This is a genomic window from Streptosporangium canum (genome assembly GCF_900113865.1).
Taxonomy (GTDB): domain Bacteria; phylum Actinomycetota; class Actinomycetes; order Streptosporangiales; family Streptosporangiaceae; genus Streptosporangium; species Streptosporangium canum.
Genome location: NZ_FOQY01000006.1, coordinates 219,478 through 235,308, shown reverse-complemented (window position 1 = coordinate 235,308; position 15,831 = coordinate 219,478). Strand labels below are relative to the sequence as shown.

Sequence of the window (15,831 nt, the reverse complement as noted above, 5' to 3'; positions counted from 1 at the left end):
ATGAGCGCAGGGGCCGGCCAGGAGCGCAGTGCCCGCGCGATGCTGGAGATGCAGGGGGTCGTGATGCGCTTCGGCGGCGTCACGGCGCTGAAGGATGTCAACTTCACCATCAACGAGGGGGAGATCTTCGCTCTCATCGGCCCGAACGGCGCCGGCAAGACCACGATCTTCAACGTGATCACCGGTGTCTACCAGCCGACGGAGGGGCAGGTCCGCTTCGAGGGCGAGAAGATCAGCGGCGTCAAGCGCTTCAAGATCACCAAGCGGGGAGTCGCCCGTACGTTCCAGAACATCCGGCTGTTCCACAACATGACGGCCATCGAGAACGTCATGGTGGGCGCGGACGCGCATCACCGCTCGGGCATGGTCAGCGTGGCGCTGGGGCTTCCCTGGCACCGCAAGGCCGAGCGTGAGGGCCGCGCGCTGGCGATGGAACTGCTCGACTTCGTCGGCATCTCCCATCGCGCCGACGACCACGCGAAGAACCTGCCCTACGGTGACCAGCGCCGGCTGGAGATCGCCCGCGCGCTGGCGACCCAGCCGAAGCTGCTGCTGCTGGACGAGCCGGCCGCCGGTATGAACCCGGCGGAGAAGGTGGCGCTGCAGCAGTTGATCCGGGACATCCGGGATGCCGGCCGGACGATTCTGATCATCGAGCACGACATGAGCCTCATCATGGGCATCAGCGACCGCATCGCGGTGCTGGACTTCGGCCAGAAGATCGCCGACGGTCTGCCGGACGAGGTGCGGAACGACCCCCGGGTCGTCGAGGCGTATTTGGGGGCTCCCGCAGATGCTTCTTGAGATCAAGGACATCCATGTCCACTACGGCAAGATCGCGGCGCTCAAGGGCATCTCGGTCGAGGTGAACGAGGGCGAGATCGTCACGCTCATCGGAGCGAACGGGGCGGGCAAGACCACGACCCTGAAGACGATCTCGGGCCTGCGCGGTCTGTCGTCGGGCAGCATCACTTTCGACGGCAAGGACATCAGCAAGCTGCCCGGCCACAAGCGGGTCATCGCGGGCCTGGGGCAGGCGCCCGAGGGCCGGGGCGTCTTCCCCGGCATGACGGTGTACGACAACCTGCTCATGGGCGCCTACACGCGCTCCGGGGACTTCACCGCCGATCTGGCGGAGGTCTTCGAGCTGTTCCCGCGCCTGGCCGAGCGCAGGACGCAGATGGCCGGCACGATGTCGGGCGGCGAGCAGCAGATGCTGGCCATCGGGCGCGCGCTGATGGCCAAGCCGAAGGTGCTGCTGCTGGACGAGCCGTCGATGGGCCTGGCACCGCTGATGGTGCAGCAGATCTTCTCCATCATCGAGGAGATCAACCGCCGGGGCACCACGGTGCTGCTGGTGGAGCAGAACGCCCAGCAGGCGCTGAAGCTCGCCCACCGGGCCTATGTGCTGGAGACCGGGAAGGTGGTCAAGAGCGCGCCCGCCGCCGATCTGCTCGACGACCCCGACGTGCAGGCCGCCTATCTCGGCGGCGGTCTCGGTCACGACGCGCCGCAGGAGCGGGACGGTGCGGAGAGCCGCGACGTGCCGGGCGAGCAGGCGTGAGCCGTAGCGAGTGACGTCGGCGGGCCCGTCCCGCGCATCCGCGCGGGACGGGCCCGCCGACGTCAGGCCAGGGGGACCTCGACGCCATCGGTGCTTCCGCGGACGCCGAGTGGCGGGTCGCCGAACAGCCGGACCGCGGCGACCTTGGCCTCCTTGGGGATGTCGAACCACAGGTCCATCTCGACCCTGACCCCGGCGCCGAGGGGGAGCGTGTCGGGCTGGCGTTTGGTGGCCTGCGCGAACCTGTCGATGCCGTAGGCCGCGCCGTCGGCGGTGATGAGCTTCTGCCGCTTGGCGTCGAACCCGGAGTTGGCGCGGGCGGGGTTCTCCACGACGATGCGCACGACCACGTACTGGCCTTTGGCCGGCCATTCGGCGTGGGTGCCGAACAGGACGCTCAGGCCCGTCTGCAGGCCGATCACCTGGAAGCGGCCGTCGCCGTCGGTCACGGGTGCGGCGTGGACCGGACGCTCGCCGGGGCGGACCGGGCGCGGGGCCAGCTCGTAGGTGGGGGTGGCCGAGGGGGCGGCGGAGCGCGGCTGGCCGGTCCCGGTGCAGCCGGTGAGGAGCACGCCGGACAAGGCGGCACCGGCGAACCTTATTAGGGGGTTGCGCACATCGAGCAACGTAACCGAGTCCGGCCGCCGAATTCAATGCGCCGGTGATAATCGATGGCGGCGTGCGCGTCCGCCGGCCGCGATGGGCGGGCCCGGCAAGGGGCGGCGGCCACGGCTGTCCGGCGGCGTCGCCGGGGGCCGTCAGGCCGTACCGCAGGCCGAAAGGGGATATTAGTCAGACTTGTCGGATTTTTAAAGAATTAACGGGCAGCCACCCCGAGTCCGCGTCACGGATGCGGGGGGCTCGCCCCGACGGCCGGCCTGCGGTGCGCCCGGCTGGTGAGGTGAAACCCACCTGAAGTGCAGATATAGGCTATTTTCATATTTCGGGACTCGATCCCAACCGGTTCGAGTCCGTGACGGTCGGCTCAAAGGGGAGTCGTTGACCGTTCGATGAACGGGCGCGTCAAGATCTATGCCCCGGACAGGGTATTGATCAGACGACTCCGCACATGGTTGTTGTCCGAATTGTGTCGTATCGGTGATCTGCATGGCCATGCAGGTGGGGCAGCATCACCAGCACTGAGGTAGCTGTCCGAGATGCGACATTGACCGTAAGGAGGCCTTCGTGGGCCTGAGTTTTGTTTCCCGTCGCGCGCTCGCAGTGGGCGCGATGGTCGTCGCCGGTGCGCTCGGCCTGTCCGCCTGCGGCGGCGGTGAGACCACCGGCGCGAGCACGGGTGACGGTGCCTCGTCGAACGCCCCCGCGGCCGCGAGCGGTCCCAAGCTGGTCTCTCCCGGCAAGCTCACCACCTGCACCAACCTGCCGTACGAGCCCTTCCAGTTCAAGGAGGGCGACAAGGTCGTCGGCTTCGACGTCGACATCGTCGACCTGGCGGCCAAGAAGCTCGGCCTGAAGCAGGAGATCGTCGACATCGACTTCGCCGTCATCAAGAGCGGTGCGGCGATGGCCGCGGGCAAGTGCGACGTGGCCGCCGCGGGCATGACCATCACCCCGGAGCGCCAGGCGAACATCACCTTCTCGGTGCCCTATTTCGACGCCACCCAGGCGTTGCTGGCCAAGAAGGGCCTCGGCGTCAAGACGCTGGAGGAGATCAAGGCCAAGAACCTCAAGCTCGGCGCCCAGGCCTCGACCACCGGTCTGGACTACGTCAAGAAGCAGGGCCTCAACCCCAAGGAGTTCGCCGACTCTCCCAAGGAGCTCCTGGGTCTGCAGTCCGGCCAGGCCGACGTGATCGTCCAGGACCTGCCCGTCGTCCTGACCTGGCTGAAGAAGCCGGAGATCGCCGACAAGTTCGAGCTGGTGGCCAGCCTGGACACCGGCGAGCAGTACGGCATCGGCCTGAAGAAGCAGGCCGACCCGATCCTGCTCAAGGCCATCAACGACGCGATCACCACGGCCAAGTCGGACGGCACTTACGAGCAGATCTTCGTGAAGTGGTTCGGCAAGAAGCCCGGCGAGCTCGGCTGATCGATGACCGAACAGTCGACGCCGGCTGAGTCGGCCGGTCCTGCCGGGACTCCCCCCGGCAGGACCGGGCTCAGCCCCCGTAAGAAGCAGCAGATCAGCCGGATCGTCCAGTACGTCGCGCTGGTGGCTGTCGTGGTCTTCCTCGCTCTGCGCATCGAGTGGGGCCAGCTCGCCGAGAACTTCGCCAAGCCCGAGGTCGCGGCGGAGACGTTGCCGGACCTGTTCACGGTCGCCCTGAAGAACACGATCATCTACTCGGTCGGCGGTTTCTTCTTCGCCTTCCTGCTCGGCCTGCTGTTCGCGCTGATGCGGATGTCCTCGGTACGGCCGTACCGGTGGATCGCGATCGCCTACATCGAGATCTTCCGCGGCCTGCCCGCCCTGCTGATCTTCCTGCTCATTCTGTTCCTGCCGCTGGCCCTGCCGGGCTTCGAGGTGCCCGGCGGCACCTACGGCCAGGGCATCCTGGGCCTGACCATCGTCGGCTCGGCCTACATGGCCGAGACGCTCCGCGCCGGACTCCAGGCGGTCCCCAAGGGGCAGATGGAGGCGGCGCGCTCGCTGGGCATGTCGCACGCGCGGGCCATGACGACCATCGTCATCCCGCAGGCGGTGCGCATCGTGATCCCGCCGACGACCAACCAGTTCGTGTCCCTGCTCAAGGACTCCTCGCTGGTGCTGTTCCTCGGCGTCTCCGGTGATTACGTCGAGCTCACGAAGTTCGGCAACGACATGGCCTCGACCTTCGCCAACGCCACGCCGATCCTGGTCGTCGGGGTGACGTATCTTCTGGTCACCATCCCGCTGGGCTACCTCGCGTCCCGGCTGGAGAAGCGTCAGGCGAGGGGACGGTGACTCCGGTGAACCACGCAGTCGAGATCCGCGACCTGCACAAGCACTTCGGCAAGCTAGAGGTGCTCAAGGGGATCGACTTCGCCGTCGACCCCGGCCAGGTGGTCTGCGTCATCGGCCCCTCGGGGTCGGGCAAGTCCACGCTGCTGCGCTGCGTGAACCTGCTGGAGCAGCCCACGTCCGGGAGGGTGGTCCTGGAGGGCGTCGAGCTGACCGACCGCGACGTCGACATCGACGCCGCCCGCCGCCGGGTCGGCATGGTCTTCCAGCAGTTCAACCTGTTCCCCCACATGACCGCGCTGCAGAACGTCATGATCGCCCAGCGGCGGGTGCTCAAGCGGGGCAGGGCGGAGGCCGAGAAGATCGCCAGGGAGAACCTGGAGAAGGTCGGCATCGCCGACAAGTGCGACGCCTATCCGCTCCAGCTGTCCGGCGGGCAGCAGCAGCGCGTGGCCATCGCCAGGGCGCTGGCGATGAACCCGGCGCTGATGCTCTTCGACGAGCCCACCTCGGCGCTCGACCCGGAGCTGGTCGGCGACGTGCTCACGGTCATGCGCAAGCTGGCCGAGGAGGGGATGACCATGCTCGTGGTCACCCACGAGATGGCCTTCGCCCGGGACGTGGCCGATCGGGTGGTGTTCATGGACGGCGGCGTGATCGTCGAGGACGGCCCGGCCGCCCAGGTGATCGGCGAGCCGCAGCACGAGCGCACCAAGTCGTTCCTGCGTCGCGTGCTCGACCCGACGCACACCGACGTCTAGGGGCCGATCCGGTACGGCCCGCGCCCGCGTGGTGCGGGCCGTACCGTGCCGGCCTGGCCGTACGAGCCCGGGGGAGACCTTTGGCACCGTACAGGGCTTCCCCGACCCCGCACGTTTTCTACTCGGCCCCCCCACGGGCATCGCTGTCACCCACGGTAGCGACTCGTGTGGCAAGAGTGCAAAAAGGAGAGGTCCTGATACGGGCGAATACTCGTGGGGTCAGACGTCACGCAACATGCAGGTGAGGCGTGAGGTGCACACCCGCCGGCCCTGCTCGTCGGTGATCGCGATGTCGTAGGTCGCGATCGTCCGCCCCCCGTGGATCAGGGTCGCCACGCCGGTGACGTGCCCGGACGTGGCCGAGCGGTGGTGGGTGGCGTTGATCTCGACCCCGACGGCGATGCGTCCGGGGCCCGCGTGCAGGGCCGCCCCGGTCGAGCCGAGGGTCTCGGCGAGCACGCACGAGGCGCCGCCGTGCAGCAGGCCGTACGGCTGGATGTTGCCCTCGACCGGCATCCGGCCCACCACCCGCTCCGGGGCGGCCTCGGTGATCTCGATCCCCATCCGCTGGACGAGCGTGTCCTTGTGGGAGACACCGAGCTGCTCCTCCATGCGGCGCGTCACTTCGTCGGGGTCTGTCATGGTCAAGGGGATGCCTCCTGTCGTGCTGGACCAGGTTTTCTGTCGCACCAGGAGACTAGGCTTCCGGTGTGCCGAAGAGCGAAGCGACCCCCACTCGTCCGTGTCTCCTGCTGCTGGACGGGCATTCACTGGCCTATCGGGCCTTCTATGCCCTGCCCGAGGAGAATTTCTCCACGACGACGGGTCAGACGACAAACGCGGTGTTCGGGTTCACGTCGATGCTGGTCAACGTGCTCCGCGACGAGCAGCCCACGCATGTGGCGGTCTGCTTCGACCGGTCGGAGCCGACGTTCCGGCACGAGGAGTACGCCGACTACAAGGCGAACCGGAGCGCGAGCCCCGACAGTTTCCGCAGCCAGATGAGCCTGATACACGAGATGCTCGACGCGCTGCGCGTTCCGCACCTGTCGCTGGCGGGCTACGAGGCCGACGACCTGATCGCCACCCTCGCCACCCAGGCCGCCGGGCAGGACATGAACGTGCTGGTCGTCACCGGCGACCGCGACGCGCTCCAACTGGTCGACGACCGCGTCACGGTGCTGATGACCCGGGTCGGGATCAGCAACATGACCAGGTTCACCCCCGAGGCGGTGCTGGAGAAGTACGAGCTCACCCCGGCCCAGTATCCCGACTTCGCGGCCATCCGCGGCGACTCCAGCGACAACCTGAAGAACATCCCCGGCGTGGGGGAGAAGACCGCGGCCAAGTGGATCCGCGAGTTCGGCTCCCTGGAGGAGCTGGTCAACCGGATCGACGAGGTCAAGGGCAAGGTCGGCGACAAGCTCCGCGACCACCTCGACCAGGTGCTGATGAACCGCCGTCTCACCCAGCTCATGCGCGACGTCCCGCTGGAGCGCGAGGTCTCCGGCCTGACGATCGGCCAGGGAGACCGCGAGGAGATCAACAAGATCCTCGACACGCTGGAGTTCCGGGGAGAGCTCCGCGACCGGCTGTTCAAGACGCTCGCCTCCGCCGAACCCGAGGTCGAGGAGGGCTTCGAGGTCGAGGCCGTCAGGCTCGGCCCCGGCGAAGTGGCCGGATGGCTGCGCGCGCTGCCCGAGGGCAGGGCGGGGCTGGCCTTCAAGGGCGCCTACGGCAGCGGCACCGGCCGGATCGACAGCATCGCCGTCGCCGCGCCCGACGGCCCCGGCGCGGACGGCGGGCGCGGCGCCGCGTTCATCGACCCCACCACGCTGACCGAGGCCGACGAGGCGGCCCTGCGCGCCTGGCTCGGCGACGAGTCCAGGCCCAAGGCCGTGCACGACGCCAAGGGGCCGATGCTGGCGCTGTGGGCGCAGGGGATGGAGCTGCGCGGCCTGACCTGCGACACGGCGCTGGCGGCCTACCTGGCGATGCCGGGGCAGCGGACGTTCCTGCTGGAGGACCTCGTGCGGGCCTACCTCCAGCGCGAGCTGCGCAGCGAGGCCGAGACCGGCGGCCAGGCCAGCCTCTTCGACGACGAGGACGCCGACACGGCCCGAGAGCTGGGCCTGCGGGCGCTGGCGGTCAGGGAGCTCGCCGACGCGCTGGAGGCGTTCCTGGAGCCGCGCGGCGGCACCCGCCTGATGCGTGAGGTGGAGCTGCCGCTGGTGACCGTCCTCGCCGAGCTGGAGCGGGCCGGGATCGCCGCCGACGGCGACTACTTCAGCGGTCTGGAGGCCGAGTTCGGAGCCGCGGTGAAGCAGGCCGTCGAGGCGGCGCACGCGGCCGTCGGCGAGCAGTTCAACCTGGGCTCGCCCAAGCAGCTCCAGGAGATCCTGTTCGTCAGGCTCAACCTGCCCAAGACGAAGAAGACCAAGACGGGCTACACCACCGACGCCGACGCGCTGGCCTGGCTGGCGGCCCAGACCGAGCACGAGCTGCCGACGATCATGCTCAGGCACCGCGACCAGGCCAAGCTGAAGGTCACGGTCGAGGGCCTGGTCAAGGAGATCGCCGACGACGGGCGGATCCACACCACGTTCAACCAGATCGTGGCGGCCACCGGGCGGCTCAGCTCGGAGAAGCCCAACCTGCAGAACATCCCGATCCGCACCGTCGAGGGCCGCCGGATCCGGCAGGGCTTCGTGGTCGGGCCGGGTTACGAGACCCTGCTGACCGCCGACTACAGCCAGATCGAGCTGCGGATCATGGCGCACCTGTCCGGTGACGAGTCGCTGATCGCGGCTTTCGAGTCCGGGCACGACTTCCACAAGACCACCGCCGCCCGGGTCTTCGACATCGAGCCCGAGCAGGTGACGGGGGAGATGCGGGCCAAGATCAAGGCCATGAACTACGGCCTGGCCTACGGCCTGTCGGACTTCGGGCTGGCCGGGCAGCTCAACATCCCGGTGCAGGAGGCGAAGGCGCTCAAGGAGGAATACTTCGAGGAGTTCGGCGGCGTCCGCGACTTCCTCAACGCGATCGTCGCGCAGGCCAGGCAGGACGGCTACACCGAGACCATCATGGGCCGCCGCCGCTACCTGCCCGACCTCAACAGCGACAACCGTCAGCGCCGCGAGATGGCCGAGCGGATGGCCCTCAACGCGCCGATCCAGGGTTCGGCGGCCGACATCATCAAGGTCGCCATGCTCAACGTGCAGAGCGCCGTCAAGGAAGCGGCCCTGGGCTCCCGGATGCTCCTGCAGGTCCACGACGAACTCGTGTTCGAGGTGGCCCCCGGAGAGCTGGAGACCCTGCGCGAGCTGGTCACCGACCGGATGAACGCCGCATACTCCCTGCGCGTCCCGCTGGAGGTCTCGGTGGGCGTCGGCCGCACCTGGGAGGACGCCGGACACTGACGATTGCCCGGCCTGCCCGACTCTGTTCTAGGGTGGTGGATTCAGCCGACACCTCGACGGGCACGGGAGTTTTGTGCGGAGTTCATTCCCCCTACCGCAGATCATCATGATGGCCAACGTCGTGGTGGTGGCCGCCGCAGTGGTGGTGCTTCTCACACTGCCCGCGGCGGTCGTCCCCCAGGCCACTCCCATGGCCGGCGCGGCGACCGGCGCGGCGACGGGCACCCCCTCGCCGACGCCGTCGCCCTCGCCCGATCTCCCCTCGGCCGATCTGCCGCCGCCGGTCCAGGCCACTCCGGAGTTCGCCCGCCAGGTCAAGGCCAACGAGGCGGGGATGGTCCCGGTGCTGATGTACCACCGGATCATGAAGAAGCGGCTGGCCTCCATCGACCGCACGCCCTCCCAGGTGCGCCAGGAGATGGAGAAGCTGGCCCGGGGCGGCTACGTGCCGGTCACCGCGCAGGAGTTCGTCACCGGGAAGATCAACATCCCGGCGGGCAAACATCCGGTCGTGCTGACCTTCGACGACGGGCACGCGAGCCACTTCGCGCTGGACGGCAACGGGATGCCGGCCAGGGACACCGCGGTCGGGATCATCTACCAGGTCGCCAGGAAGTATCCGAGCTTCCGCCCCGTCGCCACCTTCTGGGTCAACCAGCAGCCGTTCGGCCTGCGCAGCCAGAAGGACCAGGCGCGCGCCGTACAGTGGCTGACCTCGCGCGGCTTCGAGGTGGCCAACCACACCTGGGGCCACCCCTACCTTCCGGGCCTGTCGAAGAAGAAGGTCGCCGAGCAGCTCGTCCGGGTCGAGCGGCTGCTGGAGAAACTCGGCACCGGTCCGTCCGACACGCTGGCGCTGCCCTTCGGGGCGATGCCGCGCAAGAGGTCCACCGTGCAGGCCGGCAAGTGGGGCGGGACCCGCTTCGCCTTCAAGGGGGTCTTCCTGGCCGGCGCGCAGCCGTCGGTGTCGCCCTTCGTCAAGGATTTCGACTGGCGCGCCATCCAGCGGGTCCAGAGCAACGGGAAGAAGGGCGAGTGCCGCAAGTGGTGCTCGCAGTACTGGCTGGAGTGGCTGAACAAGCATCCCGACAAGCGCTACACCGCGGACGGGGATCCCGAACGCGTATCGGTACCGCAAAAACTTCGGGGTATCATCGGCTCCGAGCGGAGGCGGCAGGTCAACGCGTATTAACGTCCTGCTTCCGGCGTGTCGTGCCTCCGGATTGACCAGACTCGTCTGGTCTCATATGCTGATCGCTGCGCTGTGGGCTCGCGCGTGTCTCGGACGGAGTGGGCTCGCGCTCGGTCAAGCCGATGAATCCTGGAATCCTTCGGCTTGAGCGATAAGAGGCCTGCCGCGTGTTCGCCACATCGACATCTGTCCGCGTTCGGAGCAATTCCACACATGACGAGCAGCACTGAGGCCACCTCGAGCACCCCGCAGGTAGCGGTCAACGACATCGGGTCCGAGGAAGACTTCCTCGCAGCGATCGATCTGACCATCAAGTACTTCAACGACGGCGACATCGTCGAGGGCACCGTCGTCAAGGTCGATCGAGATGAAGTTTTGCTCGACATCGGCTACAAGACCGAGGGTGTCATCCCCTCGCGTGAGCTCTCGATCAAACACGATGTCGACCCCGCGGACGTCGTCGAGGTTGGCGAGCACGTCGAGGCCCTGGTCCTCCAGAAGGAGGACAAGGAAGGGCGCCTGATCCTGTCCAAGAAGCGCGCTCAGTACGAGCGGGCCTGGGGCACGATCGAGAAGATCAAGGACGAGGACGGCATCGTCACCGGCACCGTCATCGAGGTCGTCAAGGGTGGACTCATCCTCGACATCGGCCTCCGTGGCTTCCTGCCGGCGTCCCTGGTCGAGATGCGTCGCGTCCGCGACCTTCAGCCGTACGTGGGCCGCGAGCTCGAGGCGAAGATCATAGAGCTGGACAAGAACCGCAACAACGTGGTTCTCTCCCGCCGCGCCTGGCTTGAGCAGACCCAGTCCGAGGTGCGTCAGACGTTCCTCAACACCCTGCAGAAGGGTCAGGTCCGCAAGGGCGTCGTCTCCTCGATCGTCAACTTCGGTGCGTTCGTGGACCTCGGCGGCGTCGACGGTCTGGTTCACGTCTCCGAGCTCTCCTGGAAGCACATCGACCACCCCTCCGAGGTCGTCGAGGTCGGCCAGGAGGTCACCGTCGAGGTTCTCGACGTCGACATGGAGCGCGAGCGGGTCTCGCTGTCGCTCAAGGCGACGCAGGAGGACCCCTGGCAGCAGTTCGCCCGTACCCACCAGATCGGTCAGGTCGTTCCGGGGCGCGTCACCAAGCTGGTGCCGTTCGGTGCGTTCGTCCGCGTCGAGGAGGGCATCGAGGGCCTGGTCCACATCTCCGAGCTGGCCGAGCGCCACGTCGAGATCCCCGAGCAGGTCGTCCAGGTCGGCGACGAGATCTTCGTGAAGATCATCGACATCGACCTGGAGCGTCGCCGGATCTCGCTGTCGCTCAAGCAGGCGAACGAGAGCGCGACCGGCGCCGACATCGAGTTCGACCCCACGCTGTACGGCATGGCGGCGACCTACGACGACCAGGGCAACTACATCTACCCCGAGGGCTTCGACTCCGAGACGAGCGAGTGGCTCGAGGGCTTCGAGAAGCAGCGTGACGAGTGGGAGCGGCAGTACGCCGAGGCCCAGACTCGCTTCGAGGCTCACAAGAAGCAGGTGGAGGAGGCCCGCAAGGCCGAGGCCGAGGCGGGCGAGGCTGCCCCCACGTCCTACTCCGGTGAGACCCCGGCCGCCGGTTCGAGCTCCAGCTCGAGCTCCAGCAGCAGCAGCTCCTCCGCTCCGGCGGCGGGCGCCCTCGCCTCCGACGAGGCTCTCGCGGCTCTGCGCGAGAAGCTCGCGGGCGGCCAGAGCTGACGCCGGTGCAGCAGTAGTGATCTGAGGATCTGAGAAAGGGCCCCGCTCCGGCGGGGTCCTTTTTCGTGTGCGCGGTCGTCGTGGTCGAGGTGTGACCGCTGTGCGGTCGTCGGGGTTCGAGGTGTGACCGTCGTTGTGCAGGCGTTGAGGTTCGAGGTGTGACCGTCGCGCGGGTGCCGGGCTTTGGGCCGCGACCGTCGTGCGGGTATCGGGGTTTGGGCCGTGACCGTCGTGCGAGCGCTAGGGTTTGGACTGTGACCATGATCGAGTGGGCGTTAGGGTCTGCGCTGTGACCAGGATCGAGTGGGCCGAGCCCGAGGACACCGGCGAGATCCTGACCGTGCAGCGGGCCGCCTACGTGAGTGAGGCCCAGCTCTACGGCGATCCGTTCATCCCGCCGCTGGTGGAGTCGGCCGAGCAGATCCGCAAGGTCATTGAGACCGGCGTGGCGCTCGTGGCCCGCGAGGGGGAGAGGATCGTCGGCTCGGTCCGCGGGCAGATGTCCGGCACGACCTGCAGGGTCGGCCGCCTGGTGGTGGCACCGGACGCGCAGGGGCGGGGTGTCGGCGGCGCCCTGCTGACGGCCCTCCACCACGAGGTCGCCGCCGCCGTGGCGTTCGACCTGTTCACCGGGCACCTGTCCGAGGGCAACCTGAGGCTCTACCGCCGTCATGGCTACCGCGAGATCCGCCGGGAGCGGATGAGCGACCACCTGACCTTGGTCCACATGCGCCGGGAGCTCTAGCAGCGACCGTAAAAATCGTAAAATATTGGCCTATTTCATTCTCTTGCGAATGATGGCGGCCTGGGACCTCGTGCTCCAGGCGGCGGGAACCCTCACGGGTCGCCCGCTCCCCGGCCCGGCGGACCGCTCCTCTGGTGGCCTGATCCGTGGCGTGGGCCGTACCGCGTATGCTGCGGATCATGCTGAAAGTGGGTCTTACCGGCGGGATCGGGTCGGGCAAGAGCGAGGTGTCGCGGCGGCTGGCGTCCAAAGGGGCCGTGGTGATCGACGCCGACAAGATCGCCCGAGAGGTGGTCGAGCCGGGGACCGGCGGGCTGGCACGCATCGTGGAGATCTTCGGAACCGAGGTGCTGCGCGAGGACGGGGCGCTCAACCGGGAGAAGCTCGGCTCGATCGTCTTCGCCGACTCGGGGAAGCTGGCCTCGCTCAACGGCATCGTGCACCCGCTGGTCGGAGCCCGGGTGGAGGAGCTGCAGCACCAGGCGGACGAGAGCGCGATCGTGGTTTACGACGTGCCGCTGCTGGCGGAGAACAACCTCGCCCCGATGTACGACGTGGTGGTCGTCGTGGACGCCGCGGACGAGGTCCGCCTCGCCCGGCTGGTCGGGATCCGAGGCATGAGCGAGCAGGACGCCAGGGCCCGGATCGCGGCCCAGGCGGACCGTGAGGACCGGCTGAAGATCGCCGACCTCGTGGTGCCGAACGAGGGATCACTGGAGGACCTCGGGGCCCGGGTGGACGAGGTCTGGGCCGAGCTGTCCGCCCGCACTGCCGGCTGAGACGTCGTGATCTGCTACGCCGCCGGCTGAGATGCCGTCACCTGAGACGCGGGGCTCGATCGACAACGGAACGGCCAGTGGCGTTGGCGAGCCGACGCGGGCGAAGTTGCCGCCAACCACGTGGTGGCGGGCACCTGGGCCGCCCCGATCAGCAGGTCTCCGGTCAGTTTCATGCGTGCGCTCCCTCGAATGCGGCGGTGAGCTCGCCGGTGGTGGTGACGGTGTGGGCGAAGGTGGGGCCGTTCAGCTCGTGCGCGGCGTGCATCATTTCGGGGAGGAACGCCGCGGTGGCGTCACGCACCAGCGTGACGTGGTAGCCGAGCTCCATGGCGAACCGGCCGGTGGATTCGATGCAGGTGTTCGCGAGCAGGCCGATGAGCACGACGTGAGTGATGCCGTGCTGCTTGAGCTGGAAGTCGAGGTCGGTATTGGCGAACCCGCTCTGCGCCCAGTGCTCCCGGGCCACGACGTCGCCGGGCTGCGGCTGGAAGTCGGGGTGAAACTCCCCGCCCCAGGTATCGCGGGCGAAACTGTGCCGCTCCATGATGCCGCGTTGGGTGGGGTTGGGGTAATTCCACGTCTCGTAGTCGCCCGGTTCCCAGCGACGGTGCGGAACGAACATCACACGTACGCCGGCCTCTCGGGCAGATGTGACCACAGAGCGCAGGTGATCCAGCAGCCCGACCTGCTTCGCTACGGGCTCTACGCGCGGCCAGACCTTGCCGCCCTCGGACAGGAAGTCGTTGTACGGGTCCACCAGCAAAACGGCGGTGTGGCGGGGGTCATACGTCTGGGACATGGCTTCCGCTCCAATCCGGATGATGAGCAACATCCAGAAACGGGATTGCGCTCATCATTGAGAAAATCAAGTATTCCCTGGTCAAGTGCCGTCTCAACGCGCATCTGGATGATGTTCATCATCCAGATGCGCGGCGGGTTCCACTGTGCTCCCCCAGGAAAGGCATGGCCGACATGGGCCACTCGCAGGCGGACAAGGCGGCGACCCGCGAACGGGTCCTGCGGATCACGTCCCGGAAGGTCCGCGCAGAAGGCGTCACTCGTCCCAACACCGCGGACCTCATGAAGGAGGCCGGGCTGACACACGGCGGCTTCTGCATCCCACCGCCTGACACGTCCCCAGGCGCCCAGGCCCGGGTCAGGTCTGGGCCGCGGGTGTGGCGGCCCTGGGGTGAGCTGGAGGCCGGCGACGAGGATGGGCCGACGGTGTGGACCCCGGATGCCCTCACCGTCGTCGCCCGTGAGCAGGGCATCGACATCGCCCGCTCCCAGGTGCGCCGGATCCTGCTGAAGGAGGGGGCGAGACGATCGTTGTCGCGCGCGGGAGCGGGCCCTTGGCGGGCAGCGGAACGATCTCCACTCCTGTTGTCCAGTGGACAATAAACTGCCGTTCATGGCACCCAGGCGCAGGCGCAGCCCTGCGGAATCGCGCGCCGAGCTGCTGGCGGCGGCAGCCGAGCTGATCATAGAACGGGGTCCGGACAACGTCAGCCTGCGGCAGATCGCCGAGGCCGCCGGCGTCGCCCACGGGCTCGTGTCCCACTATTTCGGCACCTATGCCGCCCTGGTCAAGGAGGTGCTGCGAGTCGAGAACGACCGCATCGAGGCGCGGGTTCGCGAGCGCATCCGCGACGAGGACGGCGTGCCACTCGCGGCGGGGATCATGGACGTGGTGTTCGACACCCTGGCGGACAAGCGCTACCTGCGCCTGTTCGTCTGGGCCGAGATCCACGGCGACTACCGGGGTGCTGCGCGACCGGAGCTGGTGGAGCTGATCGACACGATCGAGGCCGGGATTCGCGCCGCGCTCGCGGGGCGGCCCGTGCCGAGCCGGTCGCGCATCGAGGCGGTCGTGCTGATCGGGCTCTCGGCCGCCTATGGGTTCGCCGTCGGCGGCCGGTCGTGGCTGGCGGGCATGGGCCAGGATCCCGATGACCCGGCGCACGAAGCGCAGTTCCGTGTCCAGCTCGCGCGGATGATGGGCGCTCACATGGTGGAGGAGTCGGGTCGGGAGGCTGCCGGCTGATTTGTTCTCCAGTTGGAGAATAAGATGGTCCGGTCGCGCTGATCGCACAGACAGGACTGGAAACATGGTTGAGCATCATCCCGACCTCATCCCGGGCCGGCAGGTGCGCCCCTCCGACGAGGACCGTGACCGGGCGACCCGGCGGCTCCAGGAGGCCGCCGCCGCGGGCCGAATCGAGCTGGGCGAGCTGGATCAGCGGCTGACCGAGATTTACCAGGCCAAGACCCAAGGTGAGCTCGCGCACGCGGGACGCGGCCTTCCCGAGCCGACCCGCGCGGACCTGCTGGTGGTGCGGGAGGAGCCCAGCTCCCATTTCGCGATGAGCGTGTTCGGCTGGTTCAGCCGCACGGGCCGCTGGGTCGCCCCGCGCGCGTTCACCTCGCTTTCGATGTTCGGCGGAGGTGAGATCGATCTGCGCGATGCCCGTTTCGCCGACCGGGAGATCCGGGTGCGAGCCTTCGCCTTGTGGGGGTACACGGAGGTCATCGTGCCCGACGACGTGGAGGTCGAGATCAAGGGCTTCGGCCTGTTCGGCGCATTCGACAGGAGCGCGGTCCGCAGGGAGCGGGGGGCGCCACGGATCGTCATCAGCGGTCTCGCCTTGTTCGGCGGCGTCGGCACGAGGGTCAAGGAGGCCCCCAAGGCGTCTTTCGACCGCGACTGAGGGCGCGGCTCCCTCTTGCGGCCGCCGCTGCGACCGC

Annotated in this window: 15 protein-coding genes; 12 read left to right on the top strand and 3 right to left on the bottom strand. The window is 68.1% G+C overall.

Annotation, left to right across the window (positions count from 1 at the left end; genetic code table 11):
• Together BM085_RS11775 and BM085_RS11770 are read left to right on the top strand one after the other, a co-directional pair.
• Positions 1 to 804 carry an ABC transporter ATP-binding protein gene (locus tag BM085_RS11775; protein ID WP_218158695.1) on the top strand — a complete coding sequence of 268 codons (804 nt, stop codon included), beginning with the start codon at positions 1 to 3 and terminating at the stop codon, positions 802 to 804.
• Complete coding sequence (locus BM085_RS11770) at positions 794 to 1,564, top strand: ABC transporter ATP-binding protein (RefSeq protein ID WP_093887032.1); 771 nt, start codon at positions 794 to 796, stop codon at positions 1,562 to 1,564. The genes BM085_RS11775 and BM085_RS11770 overlap by 11 nt, the downstream gene beginning before the upstream one ends.
• 62 nt (positions 1,565 to 1,626) lie before the next feature.
• Here BM085_RS11770 and BM085_RS11765 read toward each other — a convergent pair whose 3' ends face one another.
• Positions 1,627 to 2,181 (bottom strand): DUF4352 domain-containing protein, encoded by a 555-nt coding sequence (locus tag BM085_RS11765; protein ID WP_245789266.1) that lies wholly within the window; start codon positions 2,179 to 2,181, stop codon positions 1,627 to 1,629.
• Positions 2,182 to 2,749: 568 nt separating this feature from the next.
• Here BM085_RS11765 and BM085_RS11760 point away from each other — a divergent pair.
• Genes BM085_RS11760 through BM085_RS11750 form a run of 3 tightly spaced genes read left to right on the top strand, consistent with a single transcriptional unit; the run spans position 2,750 to position 5,226 of the window.
• The gene (locus BM085_RS11760; RefSeq protein ID WP_093887031.1) at positions 2,750 to 3,613 is read left to right on the top strand and encodes an ABC transporter substrate-binding protein; all 864 of its coding nucleotides are present in this window, start codon (positions 2,750 to 2,752) and stop codon (positions 3,611 to 3,613) included.
• Positions 3,614 to 3,616: 3 nt separating this feature from the next.
• On the top strand, positions 3,617 to 4,468 hold the full coding sequence (locus tag BM085_RS11755) for an amino acid ABC transporter permease (RefSeq protein WP_093887030.1): 852 nt from the start codon (positions 3,617 to 3,619) through the stop codon (positions 4,466 to 4,468).
• A complete protein-coding gene (locus BM085_RS11750; protein WP_093887029.1) occupies positions 4,465 to 5,226 on the top strand; it encodes an amino acid ABC transporter ATP-binding protein in 762 nt (253 codons plus the stop codon). The genes BM085_RS11755 and BM085_RS11750 overlap by 4 nt, the downstream gene beginning before the upstream one ends.
• Positions 5,227 to 5,445: 219 nt before the next feature.
• On the opposite strand, the gene BM085_RS11745 is transcribed toward BM085_RS11750, so the two are convergent.
• A complete protein-coding gene (locus BM085_RS11745) occupies positions 5,446 to 5,868 on the bottom strand; it encodes a PaaI family thioesterase (protein WP_386432535.1) in 423 nt (140 codons plus the stop codon).
• Between the two features lie 68 nt (positions 5,869 to 5,936).
• Between BM085_RS11745 and polA the strand changes: the two genes are divergently transcribed.
• The 5 genes from polA (at position 5,937) to coaE (ending at position 13,086) form a co-directional block, all read left to right on the top strand.
• Positions 5,937 to 8,648, top strand: a complete 2,712-nt coding sequence (polA, locus tag BM085_RS11740; RefSeq protein WP_093887028.1) for a DNA polymerase I — start codon at positions 5,937 to 5,939, stop codon at positions 8,646 to 8,648.
• 106 nt (positions 8,649 to 8,754) lie between these two features.
• On the top strand, positions 8,755 to 9,840 hold the full coding sequence (locus BM085_RS11735; RefSeq protein ID WP_093887027.1) for a polysaccharide deacetylase family protein: 1,086 nt from the start codon (positions 8,755 to 8,757) through the stop codon (positions 9,838 to 9,840).
• A gap of 213 nt (positions 9,841 to 10,053) precedes the next feature.
• Positions 10,054 to 11,562 carry a 30S ribosomal protein S1 gene (rpsA, locus tag BM085_RS11730; protein ID WP_086575379.1) on the top strand — a complete coding sequence of 503 codons (1,509 nt, stop codon included), beginning with the start codon at positions 10,054 to 10,056 and terminating at the stop codon, positions 11,560 to 11,562.
• Between the two features lie 289 nt (positions 11,563 to 11,851).
• Positions 11,852 to 12,307: a GNAT family N-acetyltransferase gene (locus BM085_RS11725; RefSeq protein ID WP_093887026.1), complete on the top strand. Its 456-nt coding sequence runs from the start codon at positions 11,852 to 11,854 to the stop codon at positions 12,305 to 12,307.
• A 179-nt stretch (positions 12,308 to 12,486) separates the two neighbouring features.
• Positions 12,487 to 13,086 carry a dephospho-CoA kinase gene (gene coaE / locus BM085_RS11720; RefSeq protein ID WP_093887141.1) on the top strand — a complete coding sequence of 200 codons (600 nt, stop codon included), beginning with the start codon at positions 12,487 to 12,489 and terminating at the stop codon, positions 13,084 to 13,086.
• A gap of 169 nt (positions 13,087 to 13,255) precedes the next feature.
• On the opposite strand, the gene BM085_RS11715 is transcribed toward coaE, so the two are convergent.
• Entirely contained in the window at positions 13,256 to 13,885 is a 630-nt protein-coding gene (locus BM085_RS11715) for a cysteine hydrolase family protein (RefSeq protein WP_093887025.1), read from the bottom strand.
• A gap of 612 nt (positions 13,886 to 14,497) precedes the next feature.
• Here BM085_RS11715 and BM085_RS11705 point away from each other — a divergent pair.
• Both BM085_RS11705 and BM085_RS11700 read left to right on the top strand, forming a co-directional pair.
• The gene (locus tag BM085_RS11705; RefSeq protein WP_245789265.1) at positions 14,498 to 15,130 is read left to right on the top strand and encodes a TetR/AcrR family transcriptional regulator; all 633 of its coding nucleotides are present in this window, start codon (positions 14,498 to 14,500) and stop codon (positions 15,128 to 15,130) included.
• Between the two features lie 64 nt (positions 15,131 to 15,194).
• A complete protein-coding gene (locus BM085_RS11700) occupies positions 15,195 to 15,794 on the top strand; it encodes a DUF1707 SHOCT-like domain-containing protein (RefSeq protein ID WP_093887023.1) in 600 nt (199 codons plus the stop codon).
• Positions 15,795 to 15,831 lie beyond the last annotated feature (37 nt).

What these genes read in the sequence shown, in the direction of transcription:
- BM085_RS11715 (WP_093887025.1), bottom strand. Translation starts at nt 13,885, where the DNA reads ATGTCCCAGACGTATGACCCCCGCCACACCGCCGTTTTGCTGGTGGAC.
- rpsA (WP_086575379.1), top strand. Translation starts at nt 10,054, where the DNA reads ATGACGAGCAGCACTGAGGCCACCTCGAGCACCCCGCAGGTAGCGGTC.
- BM085_RS11755 (WP_093887030.1), top strand. Translation starts at nt 3,617, where the DNA reads ATGACCGAACAGTCGACGCCGGCTGAGTCGGCCGGTCCTGCCGGGACT.
- coaE (WP_093887141.1), top strand. Translation starts at nt 12,487, where the DNA reads ATGCTGAAAGTGGGTCTTACCGGCGGGATCGGGTCGGGCAAGAGCGAG.
- BM085_RS11735 (WP_093887027.1), top strand. Translation starts at nt 8,755, where the DNA reads ATGATGGCCAACGTCGTGGTGGTGGCCGCCGCAGTGGTGGTGCTTCTC.
- BM085_RS11700 (WP_093887023.1), top strand. Translation starts at nt 15,195, where the DNA reads ATGGTTGAGCATCATCCCGACCTCATCCCGGGCCGGCAGGTGCGCCCC.
- BM085_RS11770 (WP_093887032.1), top strand. Translation starts at nt 794, where the DNA reads ATGCTTCTTGAGATCAAGGACATCCATGTCCACTACGGCAAGATCGCG.
- BM085_RS11745 (WP_386432535.1), bottom strand. Translation starts at nt 5,868, where the DNA reads ATGACAGACCCCGACGAAGTGACGCGCCGCATGGAGGAGCAGCTCGGT.
- BM085_RS11705 (WP_245789265.1), top strand. Translation starts at nt 14,498, where the DNA reads ATGGCACCCAGGCGCAGGCGCAGCCCTGCGGAATCGCGCGCCGAGCTG.
- BM085_RS11775 (WP_218158695.1), top strand. Translation starts at nt 1, where the DNA reads ATGAGCGCAGGGGCCGGCCAGGAGCGCAGTGCCCGCGCGATGCTGGAG.